This is a genomic window from Compostibacter hankyongensis, assembly GCF_039541075.1.
Lineage (GTDB): Bacteria > Bacteroidota > Bacteroidia > Chitinophagales > Chitinophagaceae > Compostibacter > Compostibacter hankyongensis.
On the sequence record NZ_BAABFN010000009.1, the window covers coordinates 1 to 15,926 of the forward strand.

The 15,926-nt window shown below is 54.1% G+C and carries 11 protein-coding genes; 3 read left to right on the forward strand and 8 right to left on the reverse strand.

The window, feature by feature from the left end:
• From ABD851_RS14270 to ABD851_RS14300, 7 genes are all read right to left on the reverse strand, one after another.
• Positions 1–1,574: DUF6443 domain-containing protein (locus ABD851_RS14270; protein WP_344980439.1), on the reverse strand; the 1,574-nt coding region annotated here is incomplete at its 3' end.
• Positions 1,575–1,646: 72 nt separating this feature from the next.
• Complete coding sequence (locus tag ABD851_RS14275) at positions 1,647–6,215, reverse strand: DUF5977 domain-containing protein (RefSeq protein WP_344980441.1); 4,569 nt, start codon at positions 6,213–6,215, stop codon at positions 1,647–1,649.
• Positions 6,216–6,256: 41 nt separating this feature from the next.
• Entirely contained in the window at positions 6,257–7,843 is a 1,587-nt protein-coding gene (locus tag ABD851_RS14280) for a hypothetical protein (protein WP_344980443.1), read from the reverse strand.
• 20 nt (positions 7,844–7,863) lie between these two features.
• Positions 7,864–8,700 (reverse strand): hypothetical protein, encoded by an 837-nt coding sequence (locus ABD851_RS14285; RefSeq protein WP_344980445.1) that lies wholly within the window; start codon positions 8,698–8,700, stop codon positions 7,864–7,866.
• Positions 8,690–9,853: a hypothetical protein gene (locus ABD851_RS14290; RefSeq protein WP_344980447.1), complete on the reverse strand. Its 1,164-nt coding sequence runs from the start codon at positions 9,851–9,853 to the stop codon at positions 8,690–8,692. The genes ABD851_RS14285 and ABD851_RS14290 overlap by 11 nt, the downstream gene beginning before the upstream one ends.
• 651 nt (positions 9,854–10,504) lie before the next feature.
• A complete protein-coding gene (locus ABD851_RS14295) occupies positions 10,505–12,478 on the reverse strand; it encodes an acetoacetate--CoA ligase (RefSeq protein ID WP_344980449.1) in 1,974 nt (657 codons plus the stop codon).
• A gap of 146 nt (positions 12,479–12,624) precedes the next feature.
• The gene (locus ABD851_RS14300; RefSeq protein ID WP_344980451.1) at positions 12,625–13,236 is read right to left on the reverse strand and encodes an NUDIX hydrolase; all 612 of its coding nucleotides are present in this window, start codon (positions 13,234–13,236) and stop codon (positions 12,625–12,627) included.
• A gap of 139 nt (positions 13,237–13,375) precedes the next feature.
• Here ABD851_RS14300 and pyrE point away from each other — a divergent pair, with 139 nt between their 5' ends.
• Genes pyrE through rpiA form a run of 3 tightly spaced genes read left to right on the forward strand, consistent with a single transcriptional unit; the run spans position 13,376 to position 15,145 of the window.
• Positions 13,376–14,005: an orotate phosphoribosyltransferase gene (gene pyrE / locus ABD851_RS14305; protein ID WP_344980453.1), complete on the forward strand. Its 630-nt coding sequence runs from the start codon at positions 13,376–13,378 to the stop codon at positions 14,003–14,005.
• A gap of 43 nt (positions 14,006–14,048) precedes the next feature.
• Entirely contained in the window at positions 14,049–14,420 is a 372-nt protein-coding gene (locus tag ABD851_RS14310; RefSeq protein ID WP_344980456.1) for a cation transporter, read from the forward strand.
• A 41-nt stretch (positions 14,421–14,461) separates the two neighbouring features.
• Positions 14,462–15,145 carry a ribose-5-phosphate isomerase RpiA gene (gene rpiA / locus ABD851_RS14315; protein ID WP_344980459.1) on the forward strand — a complete coding sequence of 228 codons (684 nt, stop codon included), beginning with the start codon at positions 14,462–14,464 and terminating at the stop codon, positions 15,143–15,145.
• A 67-nt stretch (positions 15,146–15,212) separates the two neighbouring features.
• Here rpiA and ABD851_RS14320 read toward each other — a convergent pair whose 3' ends face one another.
• Entirely contained in the window at positions 15,213–15,917 is a 705-nt protein-coding gene (locus ABD851_RS14320; RefSeq protein ID WP_344980462.1) for a DUF3823 domain-containing protein, read from the reverse strand.
• Positions 15,918–15,926: the final 9 nt, after the last annotated feature.

Consider the following 15,926-nt stretch of genomic DNA (forward strand, 5'->3'; position numbering starts at 1 on the left):
GTCCTCACCGTGGGCGTAGTAGCAGCCGGGTCTATCTCGGCGACAAACTCATCTCCGGCGCCGCTGCTGAAGCTGCCCCCGGCATCGGCGGCGAAGGTGATGCTGTTGCGCGCTTTATAAACAGAAATACCGGGATCCCGGTGATTGACCACCAGGTCCTGGATAGGGTCTCCGCTCTGGGTCACCGTGACGCTACTGGTACTTACGGCATTATCGACGTCTGCCTGCAGCTGGGTCACTGTTTTGGACGTGTTATACAGGGTGCTTAGGACAGGCCGGTCCAGCTCATCATAGAGTGTACCGGTCCATTGCGGCGTAGAGCGCGCCGCCTGATTGCCGTCCTGGGTAAAGACCAGCCGGTCCCGGCTGTCGTAGATCATCTGCAGAGGCTCTTGACCGGGCGCTTTCTTCCAGACCAACCGCTTTTTATCATCATAATTATACTGGAAGCATTGCTCATTCAATATGTCGGTACCGGTGGCGCCGGCAAAAGACCAGCTGTGGCCCATCAGGTAATTCACGGCTTCGGGCTGCAGGTTGTAACGGAGCAGGCCGAAATCGTCATACACGCTGTAGGTGCAGATCCAGCCGTTATGACCGGTAGCCGGGCTGTTGCTGAGCTGGATCTTTTTCAGGATCAGCCGTCCGGCCTTGTCGGTATAGGTAATTATCTTTTTGCCATTTTCGTCGGTATAGGTGGATTTGTAGAGACTATTTGCTGCGTAAGTTCCCGTATGCAGGGGAGCATGCCCCTGCACATAATCCACTGAAAAGATCTGCACGCTGTCGGCGGCGCTGTTCATATCATCGTCCGCTGAATTTCCCGGTGCAGCGGCCCAGGAGGTACCGGGTTCTTTTACGTTCAGCATGCGGTTCAGGGGACTGTTGTCGTAAGTGATATTATTATAAGCCGCGGTTTCGTTGTACACATTGGTATAATACTGGGGCTGTGCGGTAGGCGCATCCGTCTTGTACTTGCCGGGATTGGCAGTGGTGGTATAGGGCAGGTATTGTTTGGGTTGTCTGCCGTAAGGATCATACACGAAGAACTGCACCCTATCGCCCCAGGTGGTCCCGGAGGCAGGCGTGGCGGTTCCCCTGCCGACCTTTTGCAGCGGCCGTCCGAGACCGTCCAGGTAGGTGGTGGTCTGCTGCTTTTGACCGATGGGCAGCTGGTCTATGGCCTGCCAGGTGTCGGCAGCCGTGGTCTGGATATCGTGCTCCCGGATATAGTTGATATCCTCCCAGCTTGCCGAGACCACGGTTATCTTGATGGTATTGGAATACAGATCTCCCAACGTGGCGCTGTGGGTTTTCCGGCGGTAGTAGGTCGTCTGGCTGAGCGGCGATGAGATGGTATAGCTCGTTTGCGTCGCTCCCGAAATAGCGGTAAATCCGGTGGTAGGAGAAGCGCTGGAATACCATTGATAGGTAAGGCCGGTATTGGGGATGGCGGCCGGATGGAGCTCGGTCAGCTGACCGGGCGCCTGGGTATAGGAGAAGTTATATTGGCCCGATACGGTGCCGATGGCATGGCTGGGATTCCATTGCTGCTGGGCGATGGATGACCGCACTCCGCCCATTATACATAAGGATACAATCCAAGCAAAGCGAAAAATTTTACAGCATCTCATTGGAAATTGTTTTTAATCACTGACAGAATAAGATCCGAATAAAGTAACTGATCCCGTAGGAATAGGTCCTGCATACACATCCAGGTCCACGTTTCCGTTTGTGTAGATTGTAAGGTGAAAGGTAGTGGAGCCAGATACGAATGATAAGATGCGGTTTGACATGGGAAAACAACAGCTGCTGTTTAGATGACCTACATGACAGTACCTGCCTCCTGGATACCTAAATGCCCAGTCAAAATGGACGCTCCCTTGGAAAAGAGAGACCTCATTTTCTGAATAAGCTGGTATGTCATCATCATATGTGAAACCCGGGATGCATTCCGGGCAGGAGTCATCAAGTCCCATATCAAAATATTGAGATTGATTGTAGGTTGGACTATTGGGATTTTGATCGGTCATCGATAAGAATTTATGCTGTTCATCTCCCACAGTACCACAGTAGGAAGGGCTATCGTCGTCTCCTTCCCAGTCCGGGCTGGAATCGAATACGCAGGCCCTGTTCAGTGAATCATTGGCAAAAGCCTGGGCATTCGCATCGGCTTCTTCCTGGGCCTGCCGCTGGGCGTCGGCCTGATTGATATAGGAGGAATACCGGCCTGCCGGTACGGTGTAGGCTACCAGACCGCCTTTTTCGCCCGGATCGCAGGTTTCAGTGGAATCCGATACCGTAAGGGCGGTGTTATAATAGATAGGGATACAGGAGCTGTTGGCATTGGTCTGAGCCTGGCCATTGGTCAGCATCTCGATCTCTGCCAGGATATCCGCCTCAGCCTGGCTTCTGGTGGAGGAATACTTGTTGGCCGGTACGGTATAGACAAAAACGTTAGTATCCGGCGCCGTGCCTGCGCTACAATTGGATTTCCTGAAGACTTCAGACAAGGCATGGTTATAATAAATCCCCGGACAACCGTTTTGCTTGGCTTCGGATACGTTATTGTACTCGTACATCTTCAGCGTTTCCTTCTTTTCATCCTTGACAAAGCGCATCCTGCCCAGGTTGTCGTATTCGTAATAGGTGATCCGGTTATTCTGATCACATTCGGATGTCTTTCCGATAAGCGGATCATAGGTGGTGGTGCTCATCCGTGCCTGCTGGGGGTACAACCTCAGCTCGTCGATGCGGGTGGTCCCCGTGACCGTTACCGAAGCCGTTCCCTGTGCAATCTGATATTCGTAATAGGTAAAGCCGTTATAGGTGGGACCGGATTTGGCCAGGGTGGCGCCACCCGATACCGTGATCCCGCTACCGGCCGACCAGAACGAGAGGGTATAAGGCTTGGCGGTATTGAGGGTAGCCTTTAGGCTTTTACCGGCGGAAAGCGTCATGCTGCGGCTGCCGGTAATGGCGCTCGTAGCATAGGACGCCGTTCCGGTAAGCGCCCATCCGCCCAGACCCGTATCCTCAAAGCTGGTATAGGCGGGCTTGTCGGTGACCGGGTTGGCATTGATCACATCGGCGATCACATATTTGTCGTTATAGCCATAGATATGACTGACCGTATGCATACCTTCGTCCTGCTCTCCGATCCGGTTACCCTGGGCATCATAGGTAAAGGTGCCGGTTACTTTATAGGCGGAGAGATCAGTACCGGGACCATCGTAAAGCGTCATGTTCCCTGCAGGCTGGGCAAACCGCTGGTCTAGCATTCGGGCGGGTTTTATATCCCCGTTGGACAGCTGGGCATATTCGGTTACCTGTTCTCCCAAATATTTAAGGGATGTAGTCCCTGGCTTCTCAACAGAGGTGATTGTTTCCACTGGTACAGAGACGATGTTATGTGCAGTGAGCGTATTTAGCGCACCCGAAAAGAAATCACTGTTGTAACGGATATCTTTATAGTATACGTCGCCATTGCTTTGTTGCGCGGCTATTTTCCGAACTTCATAATTATAATCCGCGTTATATAGATATGCCGTATAAGTCTGAATAAACTTTGAGGCGTCTGTTTTCCGGTATACTCTTTCATACGTGGTGTCCAGTTCAAATCTTCCCGTGTATACGGGATAAATATCGACGCCCAAAAGTGTTGAAGGTGCCAAATGGTAATCATTATAATAGAGTAATGAATCCCCATAGCCGCCATCTCCGGGATGCTGGGAGGCAATGGTCCAATAGGCATCCCGTTTGGAGGAAGTGCTTCGCACTTCACATTTGCAGGACAGCAGAGAGTCATAAGGCAAGGTCGCCGCCGGTCGAAAATTACCGCCGGTTGAATGATTGATAGGATGGTGGGTCTGTATAGCCGCCCTGGCATAGCTCATATTATAAACATCTTCCGTTTGCCGGACCATATGTCCTGCGGCATCATAAACCGTGATCAGCTTGGGCAGGCCGTAGGCCCAGGGGGCAAACCTTTGCTTGCTGGAAAATACCTTGTTTGAATCTGCGGGGCACCACAGGGGATAATCATCCGGGCTGGTAAAGGTCTGTACGGTCTTTCCCGCGCCACCGTCGCCCTGAACGATCTCCACCCGCTTGAACTGCGCCGGGAGGGGGTTTACATTGTTGAGATCCGTATTATAATAGGATGTATAGGTTGCATCATGCGAATTGCTGCCGAAACAGGTAAGACCGACACTCGCGACGACACTGATGACGTCCACAATAACGGCTCCGGCTCCCGACCCGAAGGCGATATAATGGGCCACATCCATCACTTCAGAAACTGCGCCGGCCGCACCCAGCACAGGAGTGAGCGCCGACATCGTGTTCTGCCACTTCGTGGGATCTATAGATTGATACTGCGACAGGATGCCAGGGTACTGGTAGTCCCAATAGCAGGAAGGTCCGTTCCAGGTAATGTGGAATCTTCTTTTTTCGGGATTATAGTAGGTCTTCAGCACGGTTTTGTTGACCGGCTGCTCCAGTCCCCAGAGCGAAGAGGTGCCGCCGCTGTTCATCACGTAGTTGTAATGGGTGACCAGCGGGTTATCGCAGTCGTATTGCTGTCCGTCCGTCGCCTGGGTCTGGGAAACATGTACGCCACCTACCGATTGGTCCGCCCCTCCGGCTGTAAAGGTTCCCTTGTTCTGGGTGTATTCATAGCTCATCGTACCGCCGGTAGGGTAAATGATCTGTTTGAGCAAGCCGTTCTTGGCATATCCCGCCTTAGGGTTCAGCACCGGCAGCGCAACCCCGTTTTTCAGAAAGCAAAGTCCTTTCAGCTGGTTGAAGTTGAGCCGGCTGATATCGACATTCAGGGGTACAGCCGCACCGTTATAGGCTACGCTGGCGCTGCCGTTATAATAGCCCCAGATATCCCGGGCATAGAAAAAGGGCGGCGGCACGAAATCATCCGCATTATTTGACCCCAAATAGTAATCAAAGCGATATGGTGAAGAAGATTCTTTGAGGTCCACCCCTATCTTTTCCACCGATTGAAGGCAGAGGCGGGCCACGCTTTTTTCATAATCAGAAACCGGTGTGCCATACCGGTTTCTGATAAAATAGCTGGTCTTCAGCTGATACTCCGAAAGATACCGGTTCTGGTATTTGATGTCTACCGAAGACAAGGCATGCTCCCCGGGCATATCCGCCCGTTCGGCTGCATTATAAGTAAAGGTAGCCGTATGTCCGTCGGGATAGCTGATCGATGCGATATCCTGGGTTTGGGTCACTGTGTTTCTATAAGAAACGATTACATACTCTTTATCCGGGTGATTGTAGGTAATGCTTATGCCGGTACGGCTGTTTATGGTATGCAGGTTATAATTGAAAAGTATGCTTCTTCCGGTCAGCGGATCTTCTATTTCGGAGAGGTACCAGTTGTTGATGATCCAGGGGTTGACATAATTCGGATTGGGAAACCCGGTCTGGTAATAGATAAACCCGTTTTTGAATTTGGGTTGCTTTAATGCGACGGTGGCATTTTTATCACAAAAGCCCTGCTCCATTACCTTGGACATCCCGTGTTTCGTGAATTTATAGATCAGCCCGTCCACATCCTGGATGGTAAAGGAGGTAATGACGGTACGAATACCGGTCTGGCTGCCATCGGACAAGGTGGTATCCCGCTGAAAAGATATTTTCATTTTGGTATCACCCAGCGGATGTCCCATATCACCGTAGCTGCTGTCCACCACGAACATGCCGGACTTGCCGTTGAACTGGAAGGAGAAGTAATCCAGCTCCCGGTCTTCGGCAATGAGATTATGCTCCCGGTAAAGCCGGTTCTTGGCATGATATATCGGATAGGTGGTCATGGCCTCCGGACAGCCCTGCTTCGCCGGCACGGTAGCATACAGGTAACCCGGGGGATATTTCGACAGGTCGTTGTCCTGATCTGCAATTCCTCTTTTGGGACGGGGCCACTGATCGTCCGGCTCGCCGACCTGCATGCGGGTGATCACCCCTCCGGCAATGAGGTTCCAACCCTGACCGGCATTGGAGGCGATCTCTTCCACCTTCAGGCCGTTACCGGAATTGTAGTTCAGCGCAATGATCGAAGTAAGACGGCTCTTGTCGTCCTGCCAGTTGAACATGGGTAAGCTGAACACGGCACTGCCCGTTTGCAGGTTCACCTGCGCATGGGCTCCCGTCATCAACAAGGTCAATAAAATGATCCCGAGTAAACGTTTCATCCGTTAATGTTTTTATCTTTTTATTTGCGCAATTCTCATTTTTAAAACTCATACCCCATCCTGAACAGTATCGGCGGGGTGGCGGGGGTGTGCTGGTTGTGCAGGAAGTCGTACAGCAGCATCAGGGTGCCTTTCAGCTTGCTCGAGACCCGGTACTTCTTCTCCAGCCCGATCAGGGCGCTGCCCGTCCAGCCGTTCAGGCTCTTCAGGGCCGGGACATCAGGTTGGGTTTTCAGATAGTTCAGCTCGGCTCCGCCGTTGACGTAAAAAGTGCCCTTCAGCTTGTAGTCTAGGAAGGACCGGAGGCCGGCTCCCTGGGCGGTGAAATGTATCTTTTGGATGCTGCTGCCCCAGCCCAGCTTGAAGGAGGCCCCGACACCGGCGCTGCCGTTCTTTGAGAACTTGTAGGCCACCTGCCCGGCCACATCGCTGGTCGTCGGGTACCCGCTGGTGGATTTGGCAAACTGGACATTGCCGCCGAAGGCCAGCCGCTGGAAGAAGGTCTTTGATTTCAGCTCTTTGGGCTGGAAGTTGGGCATCTCGGCTGTACTGCCGCCGCCGGGCAGCTTGTTTTTGAGGTCCCGGAGCTTTTCTTTGGCCTGCTGCATTTGTTGGGAGATCTGCTGTCGTCCTCCGGGTCCGGCTCCGTCCAGGCGCTGCTGCAGCTCCCGGGCCACCATTTCCCGGGTCTGCAGACCGGTCAGGTCGGGGGTAGCGCCGGAGGGGGTGATCCCCGTGCCCGGCAGGTTGAACAGTCCGGCCAGGGCGGAGTGCTTTTTCATGAAGTCCCGGAACGCGGGGATCTTTTGCACCAGGGCCAGGGCTTCGGCTTCGGCCTTTTGTTTATCGGAGAACAGCTCCTTGTAGTTTTTGAGCCGGGCGGCATAGTAATAGGCTTCTTTGTTGAGCTTAAGGAGGTCTTTTTGGAGAAAGCCGTATGGGGAGGAGTTGCCGTTGCCGAGGTTCCCCAGGCTACCCAGCTGGTCCAGGAGCTGCTGCTGCCGCTGCTGGAGGTAGGTTTGGAGCTGAGCGGCCTGGTCCAGCTGTTGCCGGGCCGTTTGTACCCGGTCCAGGGAGCCCTGCAGCTGGTCCTGTATCCCCTTGGCCTGGCTGAGATAGCCTTTTCCTTTGCCCCGGAGAAAGCCCAGGGCGTTTTTGAGGGTATCCAGGTAGGGAAAGTAGCTGTGGGTCGCGGCGGAGAACTTGCCCCCGGTGAGCTGGTTGATCTTCGAGGCCAGGGCCCCGGCTTTGCCGGTCCGGGCGGCCAGCTTACCCTGCAGGGCGCCGGGCAGCCGGCTGAGCTTATCGGCTTGTTTCGTAAAGAGGTTGTTTGCCGCCAGGGAGTCGACCCGGGAGAGCTTATCATAGAGCTTCGCCTGGGTGCGGGAGAAGCGGCGGAGCGCTTTTTCGGAAGCCCGGTTCAGCCGCCGTTGCAGTCGGGCGGTCTTGGCATTGATCTGGGTCAGCGCGCGGGCGGGCAGTTGCTGCAGAGCAGGCGAAGGGTGAAAGGTTAAAGGTAAAGGGCCGCCGGGGCTATCGGCAGGGACGGTGCCGGTATCCACAGCTTGGGCCCGCAGCGTCAGGGGCAGCGTGGCCGTCAGCAAGAGGATGGTAAAAAGTGTTTTCACGGTCTTACATTAAAAATGCGTCATCGGGTCAGTTTTTCTTCCAGGGTTTTTAAGCGGGCCTCCTGCGCTTTGACCACCGCCGAAAGCCGGTCGAGCAGCTGCTGCTGGGTTTGCAGTTGAGATTGCTGGGCTGTATTCTGGTCGCACAGCTTTTCCAGCTGAACGGCTTGCTTTTGCAGCAAATCTTGTTGTCGTTGAGTAGTCGCCTGCTGAACGGAAAGCCGCTTATCCTGATCTATGGTATACAAGGTCAGCTCCTCGATCTTCTGCAGCAGCTTTACCTGGTTATCGCCCAGGTCCAGCCCTTCTGCCTGCATTTTATAGGCGGGAGTAATATCCGGAAGATGTCGGTGCTTTTGTATATAGTCTTCCACCTTGCTCAGTTCCGGCAGATGATAGGCAGAATCGAACACGAAGTCCGCCCCCGTCGTATTGACCACCACCTTGTTGGCTCGTACATTCCCATTCACATCGAGCTTATAGGAGGTGTTAGTCTGGGAGGTTTTGCCGATCAATACGTTACCCAAAGTATCCTGGAGTACGAACCGCCGCCAGGGCATCCATCTGTTATTATTAGTATCCCATTGTCTAAAAACCATCTCTCCGTAGGGATATTTAGTCGTACACAGTTCAAAGTTGCGGGTGAGGCCGTTACCGTTTACCGTCAGCTTGGTGCCATAAAAATATTTCCAGTTCTTTTGGTTAGTAGCTCCGGGGCCACTTTGATATAGTATACCATGAGGTATATCCGCTATGCTGGTCGTTTCATCATACGTGATTTGTGCCGGCGAGGTGACAGAAACAAACAGCAACAAGGGCAGTAGACAGAACCATTTCGGGTAAATCTTATTTTTCATTTCTTACAATATTTTGTTCAGATAGTTTTTTTTCAAGGGAGTCAATTCGTTTATTTTGCTGAATAACATACAGGGTCAATTCTTCGATCTTTTGCAGCAACTTTACCTGATTATCTCCGACATTCAGCCCTTCCTTTTGCATCGTCCGGGCAGGGGCAAGCTCCGGCAAATGCCCATGCCGACCTATATAATCTTCCACCTCTTTCAGTGAAAGCAAATGATAAGCGGAGTCAAATACAAAGTCCGCCCCTGTAGTATTGACTACGACCTTGTTGGCTCGGACGTTGCCGTTTACATCCAGTTTATAGTCCGTATTGGTCTGGGAGGTTTTACCGATCAATACATTACCCCCGAAGATACCTCTGCCGGTAATCCGGAATGCGGCGGTCTGATCGGTGGCAGTCTGGTTTAGTATCTGGTTGCCTGTATAGCCGTTAACATCGGTCACATCAAAAGTGGTGCAGGATGCCATGTACCAGACGAGCGGAGCCGTGCTGGTCGGTGCCGGGCTACCATCTATATGGACGTGTCCTGTGGTAGAGAAAGTGCCTCCGTTACCACATTGCATCACCCGGACATACCATTCCCAACGGCCGGTTCCTTTGGTGTTGCTCAGCCAGTAGCTGGTACCTCCTGTGCCCGTAGTATTGGTATTATAGAAGAACTCATATCCGGCAGGCAGCTTCGCCCGGAAAATCTGGATTAATGTCTTGTTCTTTGCCGAAGATACGGTCTGCACAAAGCCGCCGAATCCAGGACTTCCCTCACTCCCGTTATGCCGGATCTCCAGGCCGTACCCGCTGTTGTTCGGCAGATCGCTGATGGCATTGGTACGGGTAATGGTTACCTTTCCGGAATGTGCGTTGTCATATATTGTAACGCCGTTCGTTCCCAGCGTGAACTCCTCATCCAGGAAGAGCTGCTTTCCCTGTCGCAGTGCCAGGGCGATGGGATTGAGGAAGCCTACGGAGGCATTGGACATCTTGTTATCCATAAACTTATAGCCATGGGTATAATAAGCGTTATAGACATCCAGGTTCCCGGCAGGGATAAGGGTGCCAATGCCCACGTTTCCGCTGTCGGGGACTATGTTCTGAGCCGAAACAAAGCGAACGGTCATTGCCAGGATCAGGAGAAGGAGTAGTTTTTTCATTCGCAGAAAGGTTTTAATGTTTCAATCTGCCATTTCGGTCAGCGGATATCTGCTTTTAATGACAAGCGTTGTTTCGATCAGCGTCTGTTTTCAATTGATAGTAATAGTGTCACTGCTACATCTTTCAGGAAAGCGCTACTGCTGTTTTCTTTAAGTATCAATACCCAAGCACAGGCGATTAGCTAATGCATAAAAGCAAAGCATTAAACTCAAAACGCCACCTGGCTGTAGCCGGAGAATGCCGCTTTCACCTGCCGGCATACGCCAACAGCTTCCCATTCTTGTTGTTTGGATCGCAGCTGCAAAATCCGGTCCTGACAGGAGCCAGAGGAAAAGAAGACTTTCCGGCTATATGAATGAAGGCCAGTTATCCGGAGAACTCGGGACCGGCATGAGAAATAAAATCAAAGCAGGGAATGGCCATAATGGCCTGAGGGGGTAAAGGGTGTCGCATATGGATAAAAGATAGGTTAAAGGGTAATTTCTTAAACAAGTATAAGTTGAATTTTTATCATTTCCAAATTTATTTTTGCTCCAACCAAAGACCGGATTGATCCGCCGGCTCGTTGAGTTAGAAAATTACAGGATGATAAGGCTACACTGTTGCAGATTATCGGGTATGGACTCCGCTTTGATCTTGCAGCTTTTTGATCAGTCCGGATGCTCGGCCGCCCATTGCACAAAAAAGTCCAGCGCAGCGGGATTGCGCATGGCGCCCTGGTTGACGGCTTTATCCAACGGCACGCCCTGCAGCAACTTTTTAACTGGCGCTTCCATCTTTTTGCCGCTGAGGGTATAGGGAATATCCGGAACGGCGATGATCTCGTCGGGCACATGACGGGGCGAGTATTGGCTGCGCAGCACCTGCTTCAGCCGGACCGCTATCTCCGGCGTCAGGGTTTGGCCTTCCCGCATCAGCACAAACAGGGGCATATAATCGGAGCCGCCGGGCCGCTCCAGGTTCAGCACCAGGCTGTCTTTTATCTCGGGAACCTTATCTACCGCCCGGTACACCTCGGCCGTGCCGATGCGCACGCCCTGCCGGTTGAGCGTGGCGTCCGAACGGCCCAGTATCTCGAGCCCGTCGTGCGGGGTGATACGCAGCCAGTCGCCATGCCGCCATATGCCTGGATAGGTTTCGAAATAGCTCTCACGGTAACGGGCATACTCTGTATCATTCCAGAAATATACCGGCATGCAGGGCAGGGGTTTGGTCACCACCATCTCTCCTACCCCCTCGATGGGGCTACCTTCTTCATCAAAGGCATACATGGCAACGCCGAGGCAGCGGCATTGTATCTCGCCGGCATAGACCGGCCGCCAGGGACAACCGCCTACCCAGGCTGTACAGACATCTGTGCCGCCGCTCATAGAGCAAAGCCAGACATCCGGCTTGATATCGTTATAGACGTATTCAAAACCTTCCGGCGGCAGAGGCGAACCGGTAGAGCCGATGCTGCGCAGCGCCGACAGGTCATACTGCCCGCCGGGACGCATCCCCTCCTTGCGGCAGGCCATAAGAAAGGCGGCGCTGGTGCCGAAATGATGGATAGGCGCCTCCGCAGCCAGCTCCCAGAGCCTGCCCAAACCGGGGTAAGCGGGACTGCCGTCGTACAGCACCGCCGTAGCCCCGCAAAGCAGGGACGCCTGCGTAAAGTTCCACATCATCCAGCCCGTGGTGGAATACCAGAAAAAGTTTTCTCCCGGCCGGACATCATTATGCAGATGCAGGTATTTCAAATGCTCCAGCAGCATGCCGCCGTGACTGTGGGTGATGGCCTTGGGGATGCCGGTAGTACCGGACGAATACAGCACCCAGATGGGATGATCAAAGGGCAAAGGCGTAAAGCTGAGTCCCGTATGCGGAGTACTGCAGGCTGTCGCCCAGGATACCGCTCCGGGAATACGGTCCGTATCCGGCTCAGCAGCGCCGGACCCGGGAATAAGGATGACCTTTTCCACGGTCGGCAACGCTGCGCGGATATCCCGCACCACGTCAAGACGGTCATACACCTTTCCCTGGTAGCGATATCCATCCACGGCGATCAGCACCCTGGGACCGATCTGCCGGAACCGGTCGGTAACGCTGCCGATCCCGAAGTCGGGTGAGCAGCTGCTCCAAACCGCTCCCAGGGACAGGGAAGCCATGAGCGCAATCGTGGCTTCGGGGATATTGGGCAGCCACGCGGCGATGCGGTCGCCCGGCTGTATGCCTGCATTTCGCAGAAAAGCCTGCAGGGCGGCGGTCTGCTGCTCCAGCTGCGCCCAGGACAGGGCGATCAGCGGCTCCTGTTCAGCGCAAAAGAGCAGAGCGGGTCTTTCATCCGTGCGGTTCCGGAAAACGTGCTCCGCATAGTTGAGCGTGCTGCCGCTGAACCAGCGGGTATGCGGCATAGGGTCCCGGGACATGACCTCCGTATAGGGACTATACGATTTTATCTTAAAATACTGCCAGAGGCTTTCCCAGAAGAGCGCCGGCTGATCTACCGACCATTGCCAGAGGGTTGCATAGTCGTTAAAAACCAGTCCCAACTCCTCCTTCAGCCACGCGACATAGCGGGTAAGGTTGGCATCGCGGGCGCCGGCTTCGGAAGGTGTCCATAGCGGGGATCGAATGGCGGTCATGGAGTAGCGTTCTGATTTTTGGTTCAGGTTTGAAGCAGCGTCATCCTGAGCTTTACTCAGGATCTCAGCTTCAAACTTCTTCTTCGAGACCCCGACTCAAATCCGGGATAACGTTATAATGCCTTTTACCTTTTACCCTTTACCTTTCACCATCTTCTAAGCACATCCCGCACATTGGGAAACATAAAGGGCATGTACCGGTGAACATTCGCCGGGCTGATCCACTGGATATCGGTAATGTCTTCCTCGATCTGCGGGATGGTCAGCTCCGTACCGGTGAACAGCATACCGAACCAGCTCGTCTGCTTCAGGATGCTTTTTCCGTCCCGCTCATAGGTATGCCAGGTATCGCCAAGCTCCTCCGTGATCCGGAGATTTTGCAGACCGGTCTCCTCCCGCACTTCCCGCAACGCGCAGTCCCGGATATCCTCCCCTTCGTCCTGCTTTCCCTTGGGCAGGTCCCAGTGACGCTGCCGGAAGATCAGCAACATATTTCCATCCGTATCCCGCACCACGCCTCCTCCGGCGCGGATCAGGGTAAAGGCGGCGGACAGGCGCTCCATCAGCCGTTCCGGCGCATCGCTTTCCCAGATATATCCTGCCGCTCCGTCCCGCAGGGATTGCAGCAGCCCGGGCATACTACCGGGATCGGGTTCTTTCAGGCGGATCAGCTGCGCCTCCTCAAGTGCGTGAGGCAGGGCTTCATCGGCGGTCCGGCACAACACTACCGGCTTGCCATATACATATATCGTTTTCATCAGCTAAATTAAATGCCTTTTAAAAAAATGCCTTTTACCTTTTACCTTTCACCCTTTGCCTTTCGCCTTATCCCCCCTTTAGGGGCCCGGGGGGTAGGGGTCAGGGGGTTCGCCTTTTTTCCGTAGGTTTGCCGCTGTTATGACGAACGAACAATCTGTAGCGGAAAAGCTTTTACAAATTAACGCCATCCGCCTGAATGTACAAACTCCCTTTACCTGGGCTTCGGGATGGAAGTCGCCGGTGTACTGCGACAACCGCCGCATCCTGTCCTTTCCCTATGTGCGCGATTTTATAAAATCGGAGCTAAGCAATACCGTCTTCGAGACCTATCCCGATGCCGAGGTAATCGCGGGCGTGGCCACCGGAGGCATCCCCCACGGGGCGCTGGTGGCCGACCAGCTGAAGCTGCCCTTCGTATACGTCCGCAGCAAGGCCAAGGGGCACGGGCTGGGCAATCAGGTAGAGGGTTTCCTGGAAAAAGACCGGCAGGTCGTGGTGATCGAGGACCTGATCTCTACCGGCAAAAGCAGCCTGGAAGCCTGCGAGGCCTTACAGGCGGCCGGGGCCAGGGTCATCGGACTGGTATCGGTGTTCAACTATGGGTTCGATGTGGCCAAAAAGGCCTTTGAGACCGCAGGCATCCCCTTCCGCTCGCTGAGCAACTATGAAACGCTGATCGGGCTGGCGGAAAGCCGGGGTATGATCGGCGCAGAGCAGTTGGCCACCCTGCTCGAATGGCGGCAGGCGCCCGAGCGGTGGGGCAAGTAAACGATTTTGTTATCTTTGCAGCTCAACTTCTAATGTACCTGTTATGAAAAAAATAGTCCTCCTGATCACCTGTCTTGCCGTGGCCGGCGGTGTATTCGCCCAGGCGCAGAAAGGTATCGAAACGCTGAAGATAAAGACCAGCATAGAACCTTGTCCTATCTGTAAAAAGCGGGTGGAGGATTATTTCAAACGCGAGCCCGGCATTACTTACCTCAACGTAAATACCCATACCAAGCTGGTGACGGTAAAGTATTATACGGACCGCAATACAGCGCCCAATCTCCGTACAGCCATCGCCAACCTCGGCTATGATGCCGACACGGTAACGGCCAACGCCGATTCCTATGCCAGGCTGCCGCCATGCTGCAAAAAAGGGGGTATGGCCGCCATGAAGAAGCAACGCAGCCAACATTAAGCTGCTACCTTCTTCCGTATCTCCAAGCTTACTTTTTTTTCATGGATAAACATACAGCTGCAAAAAAAGCAGCAGGGGAAAAAGCCGCGGATCTTATCATGCCGGGCATGACGATAGGACTGGGCACCGGCTCCACCGCCTACTGGACGATCCAAAAGATCGGGGAACGGGTAAAGGCCGGGCTGGATATCCGTGCCGTGGCCACCTCGGTGGCTTCGGAAACCCTGGCGCGGGAACTGAACATCCCGATTGTGCCTTTCCCGGAGATCACCCACATCGACCTGGACATCGACGGGGCGGATGAGGTGGACGACCACCTCCAGCTCACCAAAGGCGGCGGGGGCGCCCTGCTGCGGGAAAAGATCATCGCCACGGCCAGCCGGCGCATGATCGTGGTGATCGATGCCGCCAAAAAGGTGCCGGTGCTCGGCCGGTTTCCCCTGCCGGTGGAAGTGGTGCCCTTCGGCTGGGAGCTGACCTTCCGCAGACTGGCCGCACTGGAGCTGAATCCCGCCCTGCGGGAAAAAGACGGGCAGCCCTACATCACCGACAACGGCAACTATATCCTGGACTGCCACTGCGGCAGCATACCCCGGCCTGAAGCGTTGCATACTACGCTCAACCTTATTCCCGGCGTGGTGGAAAACGGACTTTTTATTGATATAGCCGATACCGTTATCATCGGACAGGAAGACGGCAGCACTGCCGTGCTCCGGAGAAGCTGAACAACCCCCTCTTCAGTCCCTCACAAGCGGACGACGCAAACGAACAGCGGCGGAGCATTCCGGACATTTATTCCAGGGATATCCGGGTAACGGGTGTAAAGATCATGTCTTCCACTCCCGCTATCTTGAGGCCGACACGGGCAAACACGTAGGACTGCGCAGGGGTACGCGCAGGCACATCCACATTCAGGCTGACATGATCCATATCGGCGATATCGCCCCCGCCGACCCGGGCGGTAGCGATGCTGGTACGGGTATCCACAAACTGCGTTTTGCTGACGTAGAGCTCTGCATACTCAACATCCTTCGCACGGTTGTCGGTAACGGTCTTTTCAATCTTAAATACCGCGGTTACCTTGCTTCCCGCTGCGGTGAACGACGGGTCCCGGATCATGTAATAGGGCAGCACTTCGATATCCATGCGCTGGTTTCCGCTGAGGTGTACGGGAATGGTGTCCGAATGGGTGTCCGGGTTCAGCTCCTGCAGGAAGGGGCCCTGGCCCTGCGGGATGATCAGCTTGTAATCCCCGTCAAACAGCAAGGCGGAAAAGGATCCGTCCTGCGCCACGTTCACATTGATGGGCGTGAGTTTGCCCCATCCCGACTGCCAAAGCTGGAAGGTGACATCTCCATAGCTGACCCGGACGGAATCACCCTTGTACACCAAAGCGCCGGTAAACTTTGATCCCGGGGGATCGTAGTTGTCTTTCTTGCAGGCTCCGATCAGTAAGAGGAAACACAGCCCGGTGATATATCCTGATTTTTTTCTCATTTCAAAAGT

Coding starts and splice junctions, on each gene's coding strand:
- rpiA (WP_344980459.1), top strand. CDS start 14,462: ATGGATAAACATACAGCTGCAAAAAAAGCAGCAGGGGAAAAAGCCGCG.
- ABD851_RS14320 (WP_344980462.1), bottom strand. CDS start 15,917: ATGAGAAAAAAATCAGGATATATCACCGGGCTGTGTTTCCTCTTACTG.
- ABD851_RS14285 (WP_344980445.1), bottom strand. CDS start 8,700: ATGAAAAATAAGATTTACCCGAAATGGTTCTGTCTACTGCCCTTGTTG.
- ABD851_RS14290 (WP_344980447.1), bottom strand. CDS start 9,853: ATGAAAAAACTACTCCTTCTCCTGATCCTGGCAATGACCGTTCGCTTT.
- ABD851_RS14310 (WP_344980456.1), top strand. CDS start 14,049: ATGAAAAAAATAGTCCTCCTGATCACCTGTCTTGCCGTGGCCGGCGGT.
- ABD851_RS14300 (WP_344980451.1), bottom strand. CDS start 13,236: ATGAAAACGATATATGTATATGGCAAGCCGGTAGTGTTGTGCCGGACC.
- ABD851_RS14295 (WP_344980449.1), bottom strand. CDS start 12,478: ATGACCGCCATTCGATCCCCGCTATGGACACCTTCCGAAGCCGGCGCC.
- pyrE (WP_344980453.1), top strand. CDS start 13,376: ATGACGAACGAACAATCTGTAGCGGAAAAGCTTTTACAAATTAACGCC.
- ABD851_RS14275 (WP_344980441.1), bottom strand. CDS start 6,215: ATGAAACGTTTACTCGGGATCATTTTATTGACCTTGTTGATGACGGGA.